The organism is gamma proteobacterium symbiont of Lampromicra miyakona (genome assembly GCF_059730895.1).
This window is the reverse complement of sequence record NZ_AP035932.1, coordinates 281,029-299,147: the sequence shown is the minus strand read 5'-3', so window position 1 is coordinate 299,147 and position 18,119 is coordinate 281,029. Positions and strand designations below refer to the sequence as shown.

The 18,119-nt window shown below is 58.2% G+C and carries 15 protein-coding genes; 6 read left to right on the top strand and 9 right to left on the bottom strand.

All coding sequences use genetic code 11. The features are described 5' to 3' along the window. Positions 1-57 precede the first annotated feature (57 nt). Positions 58-1,746, top strand: coding sequence for an alpha-amylase family glycosyl hydrolase (locus tag AC6I8P_RS01315; RefSeq protein WP_211724959.1), 1,689 nt, complete (start codon positions 58-60; stop codon positions 1,744-1,746). On the opposite strand, the gene bioH is transcribed toward AC6I8P_RS01315, so the two are convergent. Then, positions 1,727-2,500: a pimeloyl-ACP methyl ester esterase BioH gene (gene bioH, locus AC6I8P_RS01310; RefSeq protein WP_211724960.1), complete on the bottom strand. Its 774-nt coding sequence runs from the start codon at positions 2,498-2,500 to the stop codon at positions 1,727-1,729. The two genes, AC6I8P_RS01315 and bioH, sit on opposite strands and share 20 nt — an antisense overlap. Positions 2,501-2,535: 35 nt before the next feature. Here bioH and gntX point away from each other — a divergent pair, with 35 nt between their 5' ends. Continuing rightward, positions 2,536-3,213, top strand: a complete 678-nt coding sequence (gene gntX, locus AC6I8P_RS01305) for a DNA utilization protein GntX (protein ID WP_211724961.1) — start codon at positions 2,536-2,538, stop codon at positions 3,211-3,213. Positions 3,214-3,271: 58 nt separating this feature from the next. Further along, the gene (nfuA, locus tag AC6I8P_RS01300) at positions 3,272-3,847 is read left to right on the top strand and encodes a Fe-S biogenesis protein NfuA (protein ID WP_021507402.1); all 576 of its coding nucleotides are present in this window, start codon (positions 3,272-3,274) and stop codon (positions 3,845-3,847) included. Positions 3,848-3,883: 36 nt separating this feature from the next. Here the strand turns inward: nfuA and malQ are convergent, their stop codons facing one another. From malQ to glpE, 5 genes are all read right to left on the bottom strand, one after another. Continuing rightward, positions 3,884-5,941 (bottom strand): 4-alpha-glucanotransferase, encoded by a 2,058-nt coding sequence (malQ, locus tag AC6I8P_RS01295; RefSeq protein ID WP_498030920.1) that lies wholly within the window; start codon positions 5,939-5,941, stop codon positions 3,884-3,886. A gap of 56 nt (positions 5,942-5,997) precedes the next feature. After that, positions 5,998-8,403: a maltodextrin phosphorylase gene (malP, locus tag AC6I8P_RS01290; protein WP_498030919.1), complete on the bottom strand. Its 2,406-nt coding sequence runs from the start codon at positions 8,401-8,403 to the stop codon at positions 5,998-6,000. Positions 8,404-8,615: 212 nt separating this feature from the next. Next, entirely contained in the window at positions 8,616-9,374 is a 759-nt protein-coding gene (locus AC6I8P_RS01285; protein ID WP_058759319.1) for a DeoR/GlpR family transcriptional regulator, read from the bottom strand. Between the two features lie 43 nt (positions 9,375-9,417). Continuing rightward, the gene (gene glpG, locus AC6I8P_RS01280; protein WP_125309891.1) at positions 9,418-10,242 is read right to left on the bottom strand and encodes a rhomboid family intramembrane serine protease GlpG; all 825 of its coding nucleotides are present in this window, start codon (positions 10,240-10,242) and stop codon (positions 9,418-9,420) included. Positions 10,243-10,274: 32 nt separating this feature from the next. Further along, complete coding sequence (glpE, locus tag AC6I8P_RS01275; protein WP_058759320.1) at positions 10,275-10,601, bottom strand: thiosulfate sulfurtransferase GlpE; 327 nt, start codon at positions 10,599-10,601, stop codon at positions 10,275-10,277. A gap of 227 nt (positions 10,602-10,828) precedes the next feature. Here glpE and glpD point away from each other — a divergent pair, with 227 nt between their 5' ends. From glpD to AC6I8P_RS01260, 3 genes are all read left to right on the top strand, one after another. Next, a complete protein-coding gene (glpD, locus tag AC6I8P_RS01270; RefSeq protein WP_058759321.1) occupies positions 10,829-12,337 on the top strand; it encodes a glycerol-3-phosphate dehydrogenase in 1,509 nt (502 codons plus the stop codon). A gap of 180 nt (positions 12,338-12,517) precedes the next feature. Continuing rightward, the gene (locus AC6I8P_RS01265) at positions 12,518-13,357 is read left to right on the top strand and encodes a DUF3289 family protein (protein WP_211724964.1); all 840 of its coding nucleotides are present in this window, start codon (positions 12,518-12,520) and stop codon (positions 13,355-13,357) included. After that, the gene (locus tag AC6I8P_RS01260; protein ID WP_211724965.1) at positions 13,357-13,815 is read left to right on the top strand and encodes a DUF943 family protein; all 459 of its coding nucleotides are present in this window, start codon (positions 13,357-13,359) and stop codon (positions 13,813-13,815) included. Before AC6I8P_RS01265 ends, AC6I8P_RS01260 begins: the two co-directional genes overlap by 1 nt. 110 nt (positions 13,816-13,925) lie before the next feature. Here the strand turns inward: AC6I8P_RS01260 and iolE are convergent, their stop codons facing one another. From iolE to iolD, 3 genes are all read right to left on the bottom strand, one after another. Then, positions 13,926-14,822: a myo-inosose-2 dehydratase gene (gene iolE, locus AC6I8P_RS01255; protein ID WP_058770955.1), complete on the bottom strand. Its 897-nt coding sequence runs from the start codon at positions 14,820-14,822 to the stop codon at positions 13,926-13,928. Positions 14,823-14,891: 69 nt separating this feature from the next. Beyond that, positions 14,892-15,905 carry a bifunctional inositol 2-dehydrogenase/D-chiro-inositol 1-dehydrogenase gene (gene iolG, locus AC6I8P_RS01250; RefSeq protein WP_021507394.1) on the bottom strand — a complete coding sequence of 338 codons (1,014 nt, stop codon included), beginning with the start codon at positions 15,903-15,905 and terminating at the stop codon, positions 14,892-14,894. Positions 15,906-15,969: 64 nt separating this feature from the next. Next, a complete protein-coding gene (iolD, locus tag AC6I8P_RS01245) occupies positions 15,970-17,904 on the bottom strand; it encodes a 3D-(3,5/4)-trihydroxycyclohexane-1,2-dione acylhydrolase (decyclizing) (RefSeq protein WP_058774980.1) in 1,935 nt (644 codons plus the stop codon). Positions 17,905-18,119: the final 215 nt, after the last annotated feature.

Sequence of the window (18,119 nt, the reverse complement as noted above, 5' to 3'; positions counted from 1 at the left end):
GGACTACGCTGAAAAAACCGTGTGAAAAAATGACCTTCCGCGTAACCCGGCGATCCGATGGACATTATCAACTTCCTGCTCGATGAGATTTATGAAGGTAGCTTCCCCGTCGCGGCGCGCGAGCGCCTGCTTTCGCACATCCGCGCGGCGCGCGACACGGTAAAGCTGCCGCGTAAAGCGCACTGGGATGAAAAAGACGTGGTGCTGATCAGTTACGCTGACCAGTTCCGCGAACCCGAGCAGCCCACGCTCGCCAGCTTTACGCGTTTTTTTCAGCAGCATCTGCAGTCCACCTTCAGCCTGGTGCATCTGCTGCCATTTTTCCCCTATTCGTCCGACGATGGCTTCTCGGTTATCGATTATCACCAGGTAAATCCGATCTGCGGTGACTGGCGGCACATCACGGCGCTGCACAGCGAAACCCGGCTGATGTTCGATTTCGTCTGTAACCACATGTCGGCGCACAGCGCGTGGTTTCGCCACTTTCTGGCGCAGGATGCCGGCTGGGACGACTTCTTTATCAGCATGCCGCCTGCGACTGATCTCAGCGCCGTGACGCGCCCGCGCACCTCACCGCTGCTGACGCCGTTTACCCTCGCTAACGGCGACACGCGCTTTATCTGGACCACCTTCAGCGCCGACCAAATCGATCTCAACTTCGCCAATCCGCAGGTGCTGATCCGCATGGTGGGCGTACTGCTGGATTATCTCAACAAAGGCGCGGATTACGTGCGGCTGGACGCGGTGGGCTACATGTGGAAAACGCCGGGCACACGCTGTATCCATCTGACCAAAACCCATCAGCTGGTGAAGCTGTTTCGCGCCATCGCCAACGAAGTCGCGCCAGGTACGGTGATCGTGACCGAAACCAACGTGCCGCATCAGGATAACATCAGCTATTTCGGCAACGGCCACGACGAAGCGCAGATGGTTTACCAGTTTTCGCTGCCACCGCTGGTGCTGCACGCCATTCACTCCGGCTCGGCGCGCGCGCTGCGCCAGTGGGCCAGCACGCTTGAGCCCGGGAATGGCGGCACCACCTTCTTTAATTTTCTCGCCTCGCACGACGGCATTGGCCTCAATCCGGCACGCGGAATTTTGTCGGAAGTGGAGATTGTGGCGCTGGTGCGTGAACTGGCGCTGGAGGGCGCGCTGGTGTCCTATAAAAACAACCCGGACGGCAGCACCAGCCCGTATGAAATCAACGTAACGTATCTGGATGCGCTCAATCACCAGACCGACGATGACGAGACGCGCCTGCGTCGCTTCCTGCTGGCGCACGCGATTCTGCTGGCCTTTCCCGGCGTGCCCGCCATCTATATTCAAAGTATTCTCGGCTCGCGCAATGACAACGAAGGCGTGCGCGCTGCCGGGCACAACCGCGCCATCAACCGTGAGAAGTACAGCCTGCGCGATATCGAACAGCAAATCAGCGGCGGCAACCCGTTGCGTCAGCAGGTGTTTGAGCGGCTTAGCGCGCTGATTCAGCTGCGCACCCGTCAGCCGGCGTTCCATCCGGACAATCCGATGACGCTGCTGGAGAGCGACAACGCGGTGCTGCTGCTGCGCCGTCACGCCGCGGACAGCGACGAAGGGTTACTGTGCGTGTTCAATCTCAGCAGCCGCGAGATCAGCACCACGCTGCCGCAGGCGCGCCCTTTTCAGGATGTGATCAGCGGGCAGCGCGTGGATGGCAGCCAGCCGCTGGTGCTGGCCGCCTGGCAGTTTATGTGGCTGCGTGGATGAACTGCTGCACCTGCTGGCAGAACGCCTCCGGGTGCGAAATAAACGGCGCGTGCGCGGCCTTCGCGATGACAACCGACTGCGAATGCGGCCAGCGCGCATCCAGCTGCGGCGCAATGCGGCGCGGCACCAGGCCATCCAGCGCGCCATAAATACGCAGGAACGGCAGCGTCAGCCCATCCAGTGCGCTGCGCAAATCATCGTGGCGCAGAATGTTCAATCCCCCTTCCAGTACCGCCACTGACGGCATCGGCTGCGACAGCACTACCTCTTTCAGCTGGCGCGCATCCTGACGCGCATTTTCCGTCCCCATGGTTTGCAGCGCGAGAAAACGCTCCACCGTGCGCTGGAAATCGCTGCTCAATTGCTGCTGGAACGTCGCCAGCGTCTCAGGCTGAATGCCGGGCCATTCATCCCGGGCGGTAAAGCACGGCGACGAGGCCACGCTAATTAATGCCGCCACGCGATCGGGCTGGCTCAGCGCCAGCTGGCTGGCCACTAAGCCGCCCAGCGACCAGCCGAGCAGCACGGCGCGCGCTGGCAACTGCGGTAATAGCTGCTGCGCCATCTGCGCCAGGCTCAGCGGCCCAAATCCCTGGCTGCGGCCAAATCCCGGCAGGTCCACCAGGTGCAGACGAAAATGCGGGCTGAGTCGCGGAACAATGTGTTGCCACACTTCGGCGTTCAGTCCCCAGCCGTGCAGCAGCACAAGATCGCGATCGCCTGTGCCTGTGGTGTGCCAGTAAAGCGAACCCATCGGTTACACTCCCGAAAAGTGAAAAGGAGGTCGCTATGCTAGCAATCCCGGCCCTGTGTTGGCTATGCCGTCTGCCGCTGCGTATCGCCCGGCACGGCCTGTGCAGCGTATGTCTGCGTCAGCTACCGGCGATGCCGGCGCTCTGTCCCTGCTGCGGACTGCCGGCCAGCGGCGATCAAGCGTGCGGACGCTGTCTGCGCCGGCCGCCGCCGTGGCAGGCGCTCACTTGCGTGAGTGATTATGTGCCGCCGCTGAGCGAATGGGTGCAGCAGCTCAAATTCTCGCGCGCAACCGCACTCAGGGTGATGCTGGCACGGCTGCTTTTGTTAAAATTATTAACAAAGCGCCGCCAGCAGCCGTTGCCGCGTATCGATCTGGTGCTGAGCGTGCCGCTGCATCGCCGCCGCGCCTGGCATCGCGGTTATAATCAGGCCGCGCTGCTGGCTAAACCGCTGGCGCGCTGGCTCGGCTGTGAATACCGCGAAGGTCTGCGCCGGGTGCGACACGGTGCGGTGCAGCATGTGCTCAGCGCCCGCGCCCGGAAAAGCAATCTGCGTGGCGCGTTTCGCCTTGAAATGGCGGTGCGCGGACGCCACATCCTGCTTATCGATGATGTGGTGACCACCGGCAGCACGGTGGGGGAAATCAGCCGCTTATTACTGGCGCAGGGCGCGGCCAGCGTACACATAGGATGCCTGTGCCGTACCTTGTAGAGCGTCGGCGTTGGGCGTATTATAACCAGGTATTTTAGTCAACTATTGAGCAATCGCCATGATCCGTATTACTGATACTGCGCAAGAGCACTTCGCAAAACTGCTGTCAAAACAGGAAGATGGCACCCAGATTCGCGTATTCGTTATTAACCCGGGTACGCCAACCGCCGAGTGCGGCGTCTCCTACTGCCCGCCGGACGCGGTCGAAGCCACCGATACCGAACTGAAGTTCGACAAGCTGTCTGCCTATGTTGATGAGCTGAGCGCGCCGTACCTCGAAGATGCGGAAATCGACTTCGTGACCGATAACCTCGGCTCACAGCTCACGCTGAAAGCGCCGAACGCTAAGATGCGTAAAGTGTCGGACGATGCGCCGATGGTTGAGCGCGTGGAGTATCTGCTGCAGGCGCAGATCAACCCGCAGCTGGCCAGCCACGGCGGTCGCGTCTCGCTGATGGAGATCACCGACGAAGGCTACGCCATTCTGCAGTTCGGCGGCGGCTGTAACGGTTGCTCGATGATTGACGTGACGCTGAAAGACGGCATCGAGAAAGAGCTGCTGGCCGCCTTCCCTGAGCTGAAAGGCGTGCGCGATCTCACCGAGCATCAGCGCGGCGAGCACTCCTACTACTGATAGAAGATGCGGCAGCCACCCCGGCTGCCGCGTGTTTTACGGCTTCTTACGCCCTTCATTGACGATCGCCAGCAGCTGCTGCACTTTCCGGTAACTAAACAACTTCTCCAATGGTACGCGCAGTTTGCGCCGCCAGTTGGGGTATTCGGCTACCGTGCCCGGCACGTTGACCGGCGTCTCCATTCCCAGCCAGTCCTCCGGCTGCAGCCCCAGCAGGGCGCTGTCGGTGTACGCCAGAAAGCGGTGCACGCCCTGATTCAGCGCAGGCGTCAGACGCTGGCCGGCGCGGTTTTTGCTGCGCGTATCAATGGCTTGCGCCTCGCTCAGGGCGTTCAGCAACGCGGTTCTCTGCCCATCGCGTTCCGCGATGGCCGCCTTCAGCATGCTGCGTTTAGTAAACAGCCCCAGCTGCTCGCGCAACTGCAGATCGGCGGCATGCCAGAATCCGCTCAGCGTCGGCAAATCATGGGTACTGGCGCTGGCAATCGACTGGCGCGGATAGGCTGCCGGTGGCCGGAACTGCCCGTCCTCCCCGCACTCGAACATCAGCACCTTCCACGAAAAAATGCCGCGGTCGCGCAGCAGGCTGACGATCTCCTGCGGCACGGTGCCGAGATCTTCACCGATCACCATGCAGCGCTGACGCTGACTCTCCAGCGCAAGGATCGCCAGCAGGTCGTGCACCGGATAGGCGACATACGCGCCTTTATCGGCACTTTCGCCATAGGGAATCCACCACAAACGCAGTAGCGCCATAACGTGATCGATGCGCAGCGCCCCGCAATCGCGCATATTGGCGCGCAGCAGATCGATAAACGGCTGATAGCCCCGCGCGCGCAGTACATGTGGATCGAGCGGCGGCAGCGCCCAGTTCTGCCCGAGCGGGCCAAGCGGATCCGGCGGTGCGCCCACCGACGCGCCCAGCTTATACAGCTGCGGATCCTGCCAGGTTTCCGCGCTGTGCTGTGCCACGCCAACCGCCAAATCGCGATATAACCCGACCGCCATCCCGAGTTGCTGGCTACGCTGCCAGCAGGCGGCGAACTGCTGCTGCGCCAGCCACTGCAGCCAGCTCCAGAACAGAATGTCGTCCTCATGCTGTGCGCACCACTGCTGCACCTCTGGCTGCTGCGCCTGCTGCCAGCCTGACGGCCACTTTTCCCAGCCCCACTCGTCGGGATGCTGCTGACTGCGCGCTGCCACGATGGCGTCAAATGCCGCCTGATAGCGCAGCGCATCGCCGCCTTCCGCAAGAAATTGCTGAAACGCCGGCTGCTGTGTCAGCTGCGGCTGCGCGTGCTGCCAGGCAAAACGCAGCGCAGTCAGCTTGAGCGTCGTCACCGCGCGATAATCGACAAACGCTGCGCTGCGCGCCTGTTTTAGCGCTTTGCGCGTTGGCGCGCTGTGCCACCAGCGCTGGGCGGTTTCACTGTGGGTGAATTCGTCGATTTGATTGATGTCGATGTACAGCACGTTGAGCCAGCGGCGCGAACTCGGGCTGTACGGGCTGACGTGCTCCGGCTGCGCCGGATAGAGCGCATGCAGCGGGTTGAGACCGATGAAATCGCCGCCGTGAGCGGCGACCTGCTCCAGCATCTGCATCAGATCGCCAAAGTCGCCGATGCCCCAGTTACGCGCCGAGCGCAGCGTGTAGAGCTGCACCAGCGCGCCCCAGCGCTTCTCCCCCTGCGCCAGCGCTGGCGGCAGATAACAGCGCGCCGGTGCGATGATAATGCGCGTCTGCCACTGCTGGCGTGAAGTGCTCAGCGTGAGCTGATGGTAGCCCTCGGGCAGTTCTGCCGGCAGCGCCAGGCTTTCTCCCGCGCTCAGCGTGCCGTCATAGTGCTGCCCCTGCTCGCTCACCAGTTGCCAGCGGTAGTCGTCGCTGCCCTGCGGCGTCAGTTCAGGCAGCCCGGGCGGCGTGAACACCAGCACCGGCGGCAGCGGTGGCGCGTTGCCCGTCGGGGCATCCATCAGCGCCAGCAGCGCGCGTTTGGTGTCGTCGCTGATGGTCTGTGACTCACCTTTATTGTTGATAAAACTCAGTGCGATACCGGCATCCCGTGCAGCCTGATCCAGTTTCTTCATGGCCATGTTGTCTCCTTCGTTGCCGTGCGCACATTACGCATGCAGCGTCATTTTCCGGCGGCTCAGCGCGCCGCCTGCCAGATACGCTGTTGATAATCGCGAATCGAACGATCGGCACTGAAGCGGCCGGTATGCGCCGTGTTGAGAATCGCCGCTTTGGTCCACGCTTCCGGATCGCGCCACAGCGCTTCGACGCGCTGCTGCGCCGCGATGTAAGCGGCGAAATCGGCCAGTACCAGCCACGGATCGCCCTGTTTGCTCAGGCTCTCCAGCAGCGGCGCAAATACCTGCCGGTCGCCATCGCTGAATTTGCCCTTTTCCAGCTCCTTCAGCAAACCGTCGAGATAGCGATCGTGCTTACGCAGTTTCTTCGGACTGTAACCGTCGGCCTTCAGTGCTTTTACCTCATCCACCGTGTTGCCGAAGATAAAGATATTTTTCTCACCGACCGCCTCGGCAATCTCCACGTTAGCCCCGTCCAGCGTGCCAATGGTCAGCGCGCCGTTGAGCGCCAGCTTCATGTTGCCGGTACCGGAGGCTTCGTAACCGGCCGTGGAGATCTGCTCCGAGAGATCGGCTGCCGGAATGATCAGCTCGGCGGCGGTAATCCGGTAATCCGGCACAAACACGACTTTCAGGCGATCGCCCACCAGCGGGTCGTTGTTGATCACCTCCGCGACTTTATTGATGGCACAGATGATGTTTTTTGCCAGCAAATAGCCGGGCGCCGCCTTAGCGCCAAACAAAAATACGCGCGGCACGAAGTCGGGATTGTCCGGGTTATCGCGCAGCTGGCGATAGCAGTGCAGGATGTGCAACAGACTGAGATGCTGGCGTTTGTATTCGTGCAGGCGCTTGATCTGCACATCAAATAGCGCGTCAGGATTGATATCGATGCCGGTCACGCGTTTGATGTACACCGTCAGCCGCAGTTTGTTTTGCTGCTTGATGGTGCGGAACTGCTGGCGAAAACTTTTCTTCTTCGCCAGCGGCGCCAGCCATTCCAGCGCGTCGAGATCGTTGGCCCACTCCACCTGCAGGCTGTCGTCAATCAGCGCGGACAGCAGGGGGTTGCACTGCTTCAGCCAGCGGCGCGGCGTAATGCCGTTGGTGACGTTATGAAACTTGTGCGGCCACAGCTGGTGATATTCCGGGAACAGATCGTTAACCACCAGCTGCGAGTGCAGCGCTGCCACACCGTTGACGGCGAAACAGCTCACCACGCACAAATTGGCCATGCGCACTTCGCCGTCGCTCACCACCGCCAGCTTGTGCCAGAGGGCGCTGTCATTCGGCCAGCGCTGTTTGACCTGCTGCTTCAGCTGGCGATTGATCTGTTTGATGATTTGCAGATGGCGCGGCAGCAGTTCGCGCAGCAGGCTCGCCGGCCAGCGCTCCAGCGCCTCCGGCATCAGCGTGTGATTGGTATACGCAAAGGTGCGGCTGGTAATGTGCCAGGCGTCGTCCCAGCTCAGGCCATGCTCATCCAGCAGCAGACGCAGTAACTCCGGAATAGCGATGGTGGGATGGGTATCGTTGAGCTGAATAACTTCGAAATCCGGCAGCGTATGCAGCGCACGGCCCGCCAGCCGGTGACGACGCAGTATGTCGCTCACCGCGCAGGCGCACTGGAAATACTGCTGCATCAGCCGCAGACGTTTACCTGGCGCATGGTTGTCATTGGGATAGAGCACTTTGGTCAGCTTGTCGGCTTCAATGCCCGGCTGCTCCGCCTGCAGGAATTTCCCGGCGTTAAACAGCGTCAGGTCAAACGGCTGCGCACTGGTGGCTTGCCACAGGCGCAGCGGCAGCGTGATGCCGTTGCGATAGCCGATTACCGGCAGATCCCAGGCCTGGCCGATCAGCTGCTGTGCCGGACGCCATTCGACGCTGCCGTCGTCGCGCTTTTTGACCTTACCGCCCAGCCCCACCGGCACATCCAGCGCCGCGTTGTGGCGGAACCACGGATAGCGATCGCGCTGCCAGTCATCCGGCGCTTCGTGCTGCTGTCCGGCCACAAACGACTGACGAAACAGTCCGTACTGATAGTTGAGGCCGTGCCCCATCGCCGGCTGGCCGACCGTCGCCATCGCATCCATGTAGCAGGCCGCGAGCCGTCCCAGACCGCCGTTGCCCAGCGCCGGATCGACCTCCTCCTCCAGCAGTTCATTCAGCTCAACCTGGTGCTCTGCCAGCGCGGCAGCCACCTCGTTATACCAGCCGAGATTGAGCAGGTTATTGCCGGTCAGCCGGCCGGGCAGAAACTCCATTGAGAGATAATTAACGTGGCGCTGAGCGCTTTTCGGCGGCACGGGCGGCTGTGCGGCGAGCAGTTCCATCAGCGCCCGGCTGAGCGCCTGCCACCACTGATGCGGCGTCATCTGCCGGGCGGAAGTCAGTCCGAGCTGCTGCCACTGGCGGGTCAGCGCGGCGTCAAAGCGGGTTTTATTGAATTTTAGCGGCGACATAGTGCATCCCTTTGCATCCGAAACGGTAAACACGGGCAAGCGCAAATCTGAAAGAGTAAGTTAAGCCGCGGACGCTGAAAAAAGCGACAGGGAAATGAAGATGCAGTGAAAAAAGGCGTGCCGCTGCGGCCTGGTCGCCATCAATGGCGACCCTACAATAAGTGCGATGACCTGGTGCCTCACAGGGTGCGCATTGATGCGCACCTGGGAAATCAGCACAGCTCCAGATGGACTTCGTGCTGTTCAATCACCTTCAGTACGCTTAACGGCGGGGTTTGATCGGTATACAGGTAATCAATCAGGCTCATGTTGCCAAGGTTAACCATGGCGTTACGGCCAAACTTCGAGTGATCCACCACCAGCATCACGCAGCGCGAGTTCTCGATAATGGCGCGTTTGGTGCGCACTTCATGATAGTCGAACTCCAGCAGCGAACCGTCCATATCAATACCGCTGATGCCGAGAATGCCGTAATCGAGCCGGAACTGCGAGATAAAATCGAGCGTGGCTTCCCCCATGATACCGCCGTCGCGCGTGCGCACTTCACCGCCGGCGATAATTACGCGGAAATCCGGCTTGCCCATCAGCAAAATCGCCACGTTGAGGTTGTTGGTGACGATACGCAGATTGTTGTGGTTGAGCAGCGCATGCGCCACCGCTTCCGGCGTGGTGCCGATATCAATAAACAGCGTGGCACCGTCCGGGATCTGGCTCGCCACACGCTCGGCGATGCGTGCCTTTTCCGCCGACCACATCATTTTGCGATCCTGCCACGCGGTGTTTTCCGAGCTGGAAGGCAGCGCTGCGCCGCCGTGATGACGCTGAATTTTGTTTTGATCGGCCAGATCGTTCAGATCGCGCCGGATAGTCTGCGGGCTGACCTCAAAGTGATCCACCAGCTCTTCCGTACTGACATACCCCTGACGCCGGACCAGATCGATAATGGCGTCATGACGTTGCGTCTGCTTCACATCTCTCTCCTCGGCTCAAGGCCGTGTTCTTTTTATCCTGCTGCTAGCGACGTGCGCGTTTGCGCGTATCAACAAACGCCATTGCCAGCCCCACCAGCAAACCGGTGACGTGCGCAGCGTTCGCGATCGACAGGCCAAAGGCGCCGTACCAGCCAATCACCAGCCATACAATAGCGAAGCCAATCAGGCCGCGCTCGAGATAAATGCCACTTTCGGGATCGCGCTCGCCGCGCAGCCAGCAGTAGCCCATCAGCGCATAGACCACGCCGGACAGCCCGCCAAACAGCACGCCGCTGAACTTCGCCTGCATCCAGCCGCTCAGCAGTGCTGAAATCAGCATGATAACGAAAAGCTTGCCGCTGCCGAGGCGCTTCTCTACCGCACCACCGAGATACCACCACCACATCAGGTTGAACAGAATGTGCAGCAGCGAGAAGTGCAGCAGCGCGTGGCTGAACCAGCGCCACACCTGAAAATACTGGGAGGAATCCGCCGGCCAGGCCAGCCAGCCGAGTACCACATCGTCGCCGACAATCTGCATCAGGATAAACACCGCCACGCAGGCGATCATGATGGTCAGCGTGAGCGGGCCCGCGCGTTCGCGAATGTTTGCCCAGATATTGCCACGCTCATAACGCAGACCGCTGTCGGTAGTACCGCTGTGCCAGCTCGCCGCCTGATAGCGTGGATGGTTGGGATCGCGCACGAACTGCGCGAGTTCGTTTTCGACCATCTCCAGCTTGCTGTCGTCATCCAGCACAATGACATAGTGGCTTTCGCGCTCAATGCGCAGCGTGACGCCGCGCGTCGCCATGTAATCGACAAACGCCTGCGCCATACGCGGCTGGTTAAACTGGGTGATGCGCATCATGCGGTGCTCTCCTTCCTTTAATCGGTCAATCAGAGGCTGCCGATGGCGACCTGCGTCGGAAACGCCGCGCGCCAGGCATCAAAACCGCCGTCGATGCTGTAGACGTCGCTAAAGCCCTGGCTTAACAGGAACTGCGCCGCGCCTTTACTGCTGTTGCCGTGATAGCACATCACCAGCACCGGCTGGTCGTGCCGGGCGCCGGCAATGAACGTCGCCAGGTTGTCATTGGTCAGATGTTGGGCACCGGTGGCGTGGCCCATGGCGAAGCTTTGCGGATCGCGGATGTCTACCAGTTGCGCTCCCTGTGCCAGATGCTCGTTAGCCTGCAGGACGTTAATACACTCGAAGGTTTCCATGGGTCTCTCATTACCTCGTCATCAATTGGCGTTAGTTTACCCTGATAAGCCGCCGCCATAACCTGACAAATCCTGTGGATATGTGATTTTTTTCCTGCCGAAATGTTAGCTATATCACGCAAGAATGTTTTTATTGAGTTAAGCGCTGGCGTCAATGTTGGTTTCCGATTATTATTACGCTCGAAAACGAACATTTTAGAACTATTCCGAACATCGGAGGAGATGACGTGGAAACCAAAGACCTGATCGTGATCGGCGGCGGCATCAACGGTGCCGGCATTGCAGTGGATGCTGCAGGACGCGGCCTGTCAGTGCTGATGCTGGAGGCGCGGGATTTGGCCTGTGCAACCTCCTCTGCCAGTTCCAAGCTGATTCACGGTGGCCTGCGCTATCTGGAACATTACGAATTCCGTCTGGTGGGCGAAGCGCTGGCCGAACGTGAAGTGCTGCTGAAAATGGCGCCACACATCGCCTTCCCGATGCGTTTCCGTCTGCCACACCGCCCGCATCTGCGTCCGGCGTGGATGATCCGCATGGGCCTGTTTATGTACGATCGCCTCGGTAAGCGCACTACGCTGCCAGGCAGTAAAGGTCTGCGTTTTGGCGCGGAATCGGCCCTGAAGCCTGAAATTACGCGCGGTTTCGAATATTCCGACTGCTGGGTAGACGATGCGCGCATGGTGGTGCTTAACGCGCAGGAAGTGGTGAAACAGGGCGGCGAAGTGCGCACCCGCACCCGCGTAACCCGCGCCTGGCGTGAAGCCGGCCTGTGGATGGTGGAAGCGGAAGACGTCGATACCGGCAAAACCTACACCTGGCGCGCCAAAGGGCTGGTTAACGCCGCCGGTCCCTGGGTGAAACAGTTCTTTGACGATGGCCTGAAGCTGAAATCGCCGTACGGTATTCGCCTTATCAAAGGCAGCCATATCGTGGTGCCGCGCGTGCACACCGAGAAGCAGGCTTACATTCTGCAGAACGAAGATAACCGCATCGTGTTTGTAATTCCGTGGATGGATGAGTTTTCAATCATCGGTACCACCGACGTCGAATACAAAGGCGATCCGAAAAATGTCAAAATCGATGACAATGAAATCAGCTACCTGCTGAAGGTGTATAACGCGCACTTTAAAAAGCAACTGACCAGCGACGATATCGTCTGGACCTACTCCGGCGTGCGTCCGCTGTGCGATGATGAATCCGATTCACCGCAGGCGATCACCCGTGATTACACGCTGGACGTGCACGATGACAACGGTCAGGCACCGCTGCTGTCTGTGTTCGGCGGCAAGCTGACCACCTATCGCAAGCTGGCGGAGCATGCGCTGGAGAAACTGGCGAAATACTACCCCGATGCCGGTCCGGCGTGGACCAAAAACGCCGTGCTGCCAGGCGGTGATTTCTCCGGTACGCGTGAAGATTACGCTGCCAGCCTGCGCCGTCGCTATCCGTTCATCAGCGAAGGCATGGCACGTCACTTCGCCCGCACCTACGGCAGCCGTACTGAAGTGCTGCTGGAAGGCGCGAAGAGCCGTGAAGATCTGGGTGAAAACTTTGGCCACGAATTCTATGAAGCCGAACTGCGTTACCTGGTGAAGCACGAGTGGGTGCGCGAGCTGGACGACGCCATCTGGCGCCGTACCAAGCAGGGTATGTGGCTGAGCGAAGCCGAACAGGCGCGCATCCGCGACTGGCTGGCAGAAAACGGCCAGAAACCGGCGCTGTCGCTGGCTTCCTAATCGGCTTAAGCATTGTCCTCAACCCCGCCACCGCGCGGGGTTTTTGTTTTTTCTCTTTTTGTGTCGGCGAGAGGTTATTCACACAAGGCACTGCACCAGATCAATTCTCACCGCTCCACTTACTGACTAAATAATCCGCGACCGGATTAACGGACTCGTCAGTGACAGGGAGTATCACGCATGGCTTTAGCCACTTTTCCGCTCAATATCTTCACCACACAGCGCATGTTTAATGACTATGGCGCTGACGATATGCGCTACGGCGATATCTGTGAACGCCGGATGAAAAACGAATTCGGCCTCACCCACATTTCCAATGTGGTCGACCCGTGGAGCATGACGTGGCTGCATCCCTTCCATAATCCCCAGTCGCGCTTTGCTGGTGCTTATGCGAAACCTGGCGAAAAGCTTTCACCGCTGGAGTGCGCCAGGCTGCTGTTTGCTGAGATGCAAACCACGTCATTACCTTTCGCACTTGTTGGCCCGCAACGTTTCCTGATAAATAAGATGCTGGAGCATTTTATGCGCTCCAGCGGCCTGCCGTTTCGGGATTTGTCGCTGGATATGGCATATCGGGACAAAATTATGAACGACAGAAGCATAAACAGTACACACAAAGCCATAATTGATACGCTCAATGTTAATATTGATTATGGTATCAAAGGCCTGCCATTGAAAAATATAGGTGATATTAATTCTGCCATTAATAACTCGATCCTGCCAAAGTTCGATTCATTAATTATGGATAAAATAAATGGTTTAGGCATTACTGTTCATGATGTTTATGCTACCAAAATTGACATATTGAGTCTTGACGTTAATGGTGCGCGCTGGAGGGCAAAAATGCGCTTCAGCGGACAGGATCATTTCGGTCTGGATACGCATGATATTCACAAGCATAAATTCAGACAATTTCAGTTTTTTAAGATATGGTTCACCTTACAACGTTATGATAAATTTGGCTTTCGTCCTTTTCTGACGAACATGGATGCTGTGATAGATATTGAAGGCGGCCGTTAATGAGCAGGAAGACATGGGCAGGATTAATTCTGCTTGTTGCATTAGCCAGTGGCATATACTGCTACCTGAACTTCAGGGAAGTTAACGTTATTGACGTTCACCAGGATTACTATTCTGCATCAATTATCGTCGATCACCTGCCTTACTCTGACGATAAAAAAATAAGGTGGTGGTTGATTCACCAGCCGCAAATAACGTCAAAATACAATATTAAAGCCTTTAATGATAATGGCCCCATCACCTATTATTTTTATGCACTAGGTGAGGGATATCAGTCATTAGAAAAAAAGGACCGCATTTGCTTTAAGCAAATGCCCCCCCCTGCTAATTGTCTGGATAAAAATTTACTGATGAAAATTCAGCGGAAGCAGGATGGTGGCGTGATATTCTCACTGGATTCAGGAGATTACACAGTGAATAAAGACAATGAAATGAGTCGATTGCAGAAGAGCAATTGATACATAGCGCGATAAATCGCGCCGCTACAGTGTGTGCGATCGATAATGACGAAGGTCACTACCGAATTTATCGTAGCGGCGCAATTCATTGCGCTAATTAACACGCAAATTTACAGCCCGGCATTGTCACGAATATATTTACGGGCTTTCACTGCATATTCGAATGGGTTAGCGATGGCCGGATCCTGTTCCGCTTCGACCACCATCCAGCCTTTATAGCCGTAATCATCAAGGATTTTGAATACCGGCTTGAAATCGATCACGCCATCGCCTGGTACGGTGAAGGTGCCTTTTTTCACTCCGTCGAGGAACGACAGCGAGTTTGCGCGCACCTCTGCGACCACGCTGTCACGTACATCTTTCAGATGCACGTGGAAAATACGCGGCAGATGCTGGGTCAGCACATCCAGCATCACCTGCTGTGATCCTTCGGAGTAGTAAATGTGGCCGGTGTCGTACAGCAGACCGACGTTATCGTTGGTCATTGCCATAAAACGGTCGATCTCGGCTGGCGTCTGAATGCCGGTGCCCATGTGATGATGCAGCGTCACGCGCATCCCTTTCTGCGCCGCGATCGCCGCCAGTTCGTTGTAACCCTCTGCCGTCAGGCGCCACTCTTCGTCAGTGAAAACCGGCTTCTGCTCCAGCACCGGCAGCGACGTGCCCTGAATGCTTTTGCTCTGTTCCGAGCAGCCAATCACGCGCGCGCCCATGGCGTGCAGGAAGTTCATGTGGTTGATGAACTGATCGATGGTTTTCGCTTTGTCACCGTTGGCAAAAAAGGTACTAAACCAGGCGTTACAAATCTGCATACCGCGGATATCCAGCATCGGCTTCAGCACTGCCGGATCGCGCGGATACTTGCTGCCCACTTCGCTGCCGGTGAAACCCGCCAGCGCCATCTCGCTGACCGTTTGCTGGAAAGTATTTTCGCTGCCGAGTTCCGGCATGTCGTCGTTGGTCCAGCCAATCGGCGCAATCGCCAGTTTGACGTTCTCTTGGTTCATTTTCAGCTCCCTGATACAGAGAGGCAGCGGTAATCCGCTGCCGTGGATAGGTTTAGCGCTCGCGCCTGATTATTTCTGGTAAAACGCCGGACGCGGCGGCATGGCAACGGGCTCAATCGCGCCGCTGGTTTGCGCCTTCAGGCAGGCATCGGCAGCCACCGAGGCGGCAAAGCCATCCCAGGCAGAAGGCCCGCTCAGCTGGCCCGCTTTCACATCATTGATAAACGCCTGCAGCTCAACGTCATAGGCGTCGATAAAGCGATCTTTCCAGTCGGTCAGCAGCGCGTTGCCAAGGCGGGCATCTTTGCGCATCTGAATGGCCGACGGCTCCGGCAGTCTGGCGATGCCCTCTTCGCCCACCACTTCACACTGAATGTCATAGCCGTACGCGCAGTTCACAAAGATCTCCACATCGATGCGGATGCCCTTCTGTGTTTCAAACAGCACGATTTGCGGATCTTTCAGCTTCGCGTGTGACTTTGAGGTCGTGCGCGGGAACACCACCTGCACGCTTTTGTAATCGTCCTCGGTCAGCCAGCGCAGGACATCCAGCTCGTGAATCAGGGTGTTGGTGATGGCCATGTCGGTGGTGTAATTCTCGCCGACGCTCTGATTACGGTGCGCGCAGTGCAGCATCAGCGGCTCGCCGATATCACCGTCGGTGATCACCTTTTTCAGCGCGCGATAGCCGGCATCATACGGGCGCATAAAGCCCACCTGCACCAGACGTTTGCCGTGCGCAATCTCGGCGTCGACAATGCGACGGCAGCCCTCTGCGCTCAGCGCCAGCGGCTTCTCGCAGAACACCGGTTTCCCGGCGGCAATCGCGGCCAGCGTGAACTCTTCATGCGTCGGGTCCCACGAGGTCACCAGCACGGCATCCACTTCCGGCGAGTTAATCACCTGATGGCCATCCTGATACACTTCGGCCTGGATATTCAGCCGTTGCAGCGCCGCGCGCGCACCTTCCACATTGATGTCTGAAACCGCCACCACTTTTGCGCCCTGCAGCACGTTGTTGCAGCGACGAATATGTTCCTGACCAATTGCGCCGGTACCGATTACACCGAGTTTGAGCGTCATAATTACACCTGTAGAGTCGGATAAGTAGGGTAAAACGGGCCGGGCAGCGCCGGCCTGAAAAGGGTTAGTACTTACGCGCCTGTTGAATATGCTGATTGAGCTTGTCGGCCACCTGCTGCGTCCGCTCTGAGGTGGAAGCCTGCGCCACGCCGACGTGCCACCAGCTGAAGTATTTGTGCACCATGGTTTTTGGCAGCACTTTGATGTCAATCAGGGTCGAAACCGTCTGCTGCTGCGCATCTTCCAGCGCCGCTTTCAGCTGCTCCAGCGTGGTGACACGGTAGGTTTTACAGCCGTAGCCGGCGGCTATCGCCGCAAAATCTACCGGCACGAAGCCGCCATCCAGCTTGCCGCCCTGCGGATTACGGAAGCGGAACTCGGTGTTGAAACTGTCCATGCCGTGTTCCATCTGCAGGTTGTTGATGCAGCCATTGGTCATGTTATCCAGCAGGATGACGTTGATTTTCGCCCCTTCCTGAATCGAGGTGACCAGCTCGGAGTGCAGCATCATGAACGAGCCGTCACCCACCATGGCGTAGACTTCGCGCTGCGGCTGTGCCAGCTTCACGCCCAGCGCGGCATTCACTTCGTAACCCATGCACGAGTAGCCGTACTCAACGTGATACGCGTTGTAATCTTTGGTGCGCCATACGCGCTGCAGGTCACCCGGCAGACTGCCGGCGGCGGCGACAATCACCGCATCCTTTGGCAGTTGTTCGTTTAAGGTGCCCAGCACGCTGCTCTGCGTCAGCACCGACTTTGTCAAACGCTCAAACTCGGCGAACAGCGCAGTGCGATCGATGTGGTCAGCGATTTCCGGAATAAAGTCGTCGGTGTTGAAAGTGGCGGCGTACACGCGCTGCGTCTCTTTCAGCAGCTTGCTCTGGGCCTGTTCAATCTGGCCACCCCAGTGATTCTCAAAGCCGTTCAGTCCGGCTTCCAGCGCGGTTAATCCCTCGCGTGCATCCGCCAGCAGCTGCACGCCATCCAGCTTGTAGCTGTCGAAGTTGTTGACGTTAATGTTGAGGTAGCTGATTTCCGGATGCTGGAAAATCCATTTTGAAGCCGTGGTGAAATCGGTATAGCGCGTACCAATACCGATCACCAGATCGGCCTCTTTGGCCAGCAGGTTCGCCGCCAGACAGCCGGTTTCACCCACGCCACCCACGTTCAGCGGATGGTCGGAAACGATGGTGCCTTTGCCGGCCTGCGTTTCGGCAAACGGAATATTGAAACGCTCGGCAAAGCTCAGCAGCGCCTGACCGGCATCGGAGTATTTCACGCCGCCACCCACTACAATCAGCGGCTTGTGCTTACGCGCAATCAATGCCAGCGCCGCGTCCAGCTGGGCCGCCGTCGGCAGACGCCGGTCAAGCAAGTGCACGCGTTTGTGGAAGAAGTATTCCGGGAAATCCCAGGCTTCGCCCTGCACATCCTGCGGCAGCGCCAGCGTTACCGCCCCGGTTTCCGCCGGATCGGTCAGCACGCGCAGCGCATTGATACAGGCGGTCATCAGCTGTTCCGGACGGCTCACGCGGTCCCAGTATTTACTCACTGCGCGGAAGGCATCGTTGGTGCTGATGCTGAGATCGTGACTCTGCTCGATCTGCTGCAGCACCGGGTCCGGCTGGCGCGTGGCGAACACATCGCCCGGCAGCAGCAGCAGTGGAATCCGGTTGGCTGTTGCCGTGGCTGCCGCGGTAATCATGTTGGCGGCACCCGGTCCGACGGAAGAGGTACAGGCAATGATTTGACGGCGCAGCGACTGCCGGGCAAAACCGATGGCAGCGTGCGCCATACCCTGCTCGTTACGGCCCTGATACACCTGTAAATCGCCGCTGTCCTGCTCCAGCGCCTGGCCGAGGCCTAGCACATTGCCGTGGCCGAAAATAGCAAAGATGCCGTGCACGAATTTGGTTTCAACGCCGTCAACGTTCAGGTACTGGTTATCCAGAAATTTCACCAGCGCCTGTGCGGTAGTCAGTCTGATAGTGCCCATATGCTTCTTCCTTTACATGTGGTACCCGCTCAGGGGGTACGACGCGATTCGGGTCGGCGGTGAAAACGCGCCCGACGCTAAGTGAAACGTGTGGCGATTATAAACAAATGTTTTTTCCATTAAACCTGATTACAGAAGAAACATTTCATTTTGCGATGAAGATCAAATTCGGCGCTGAAACGCGGGCGATGACGGGACGGGATGACAGCAAAGTG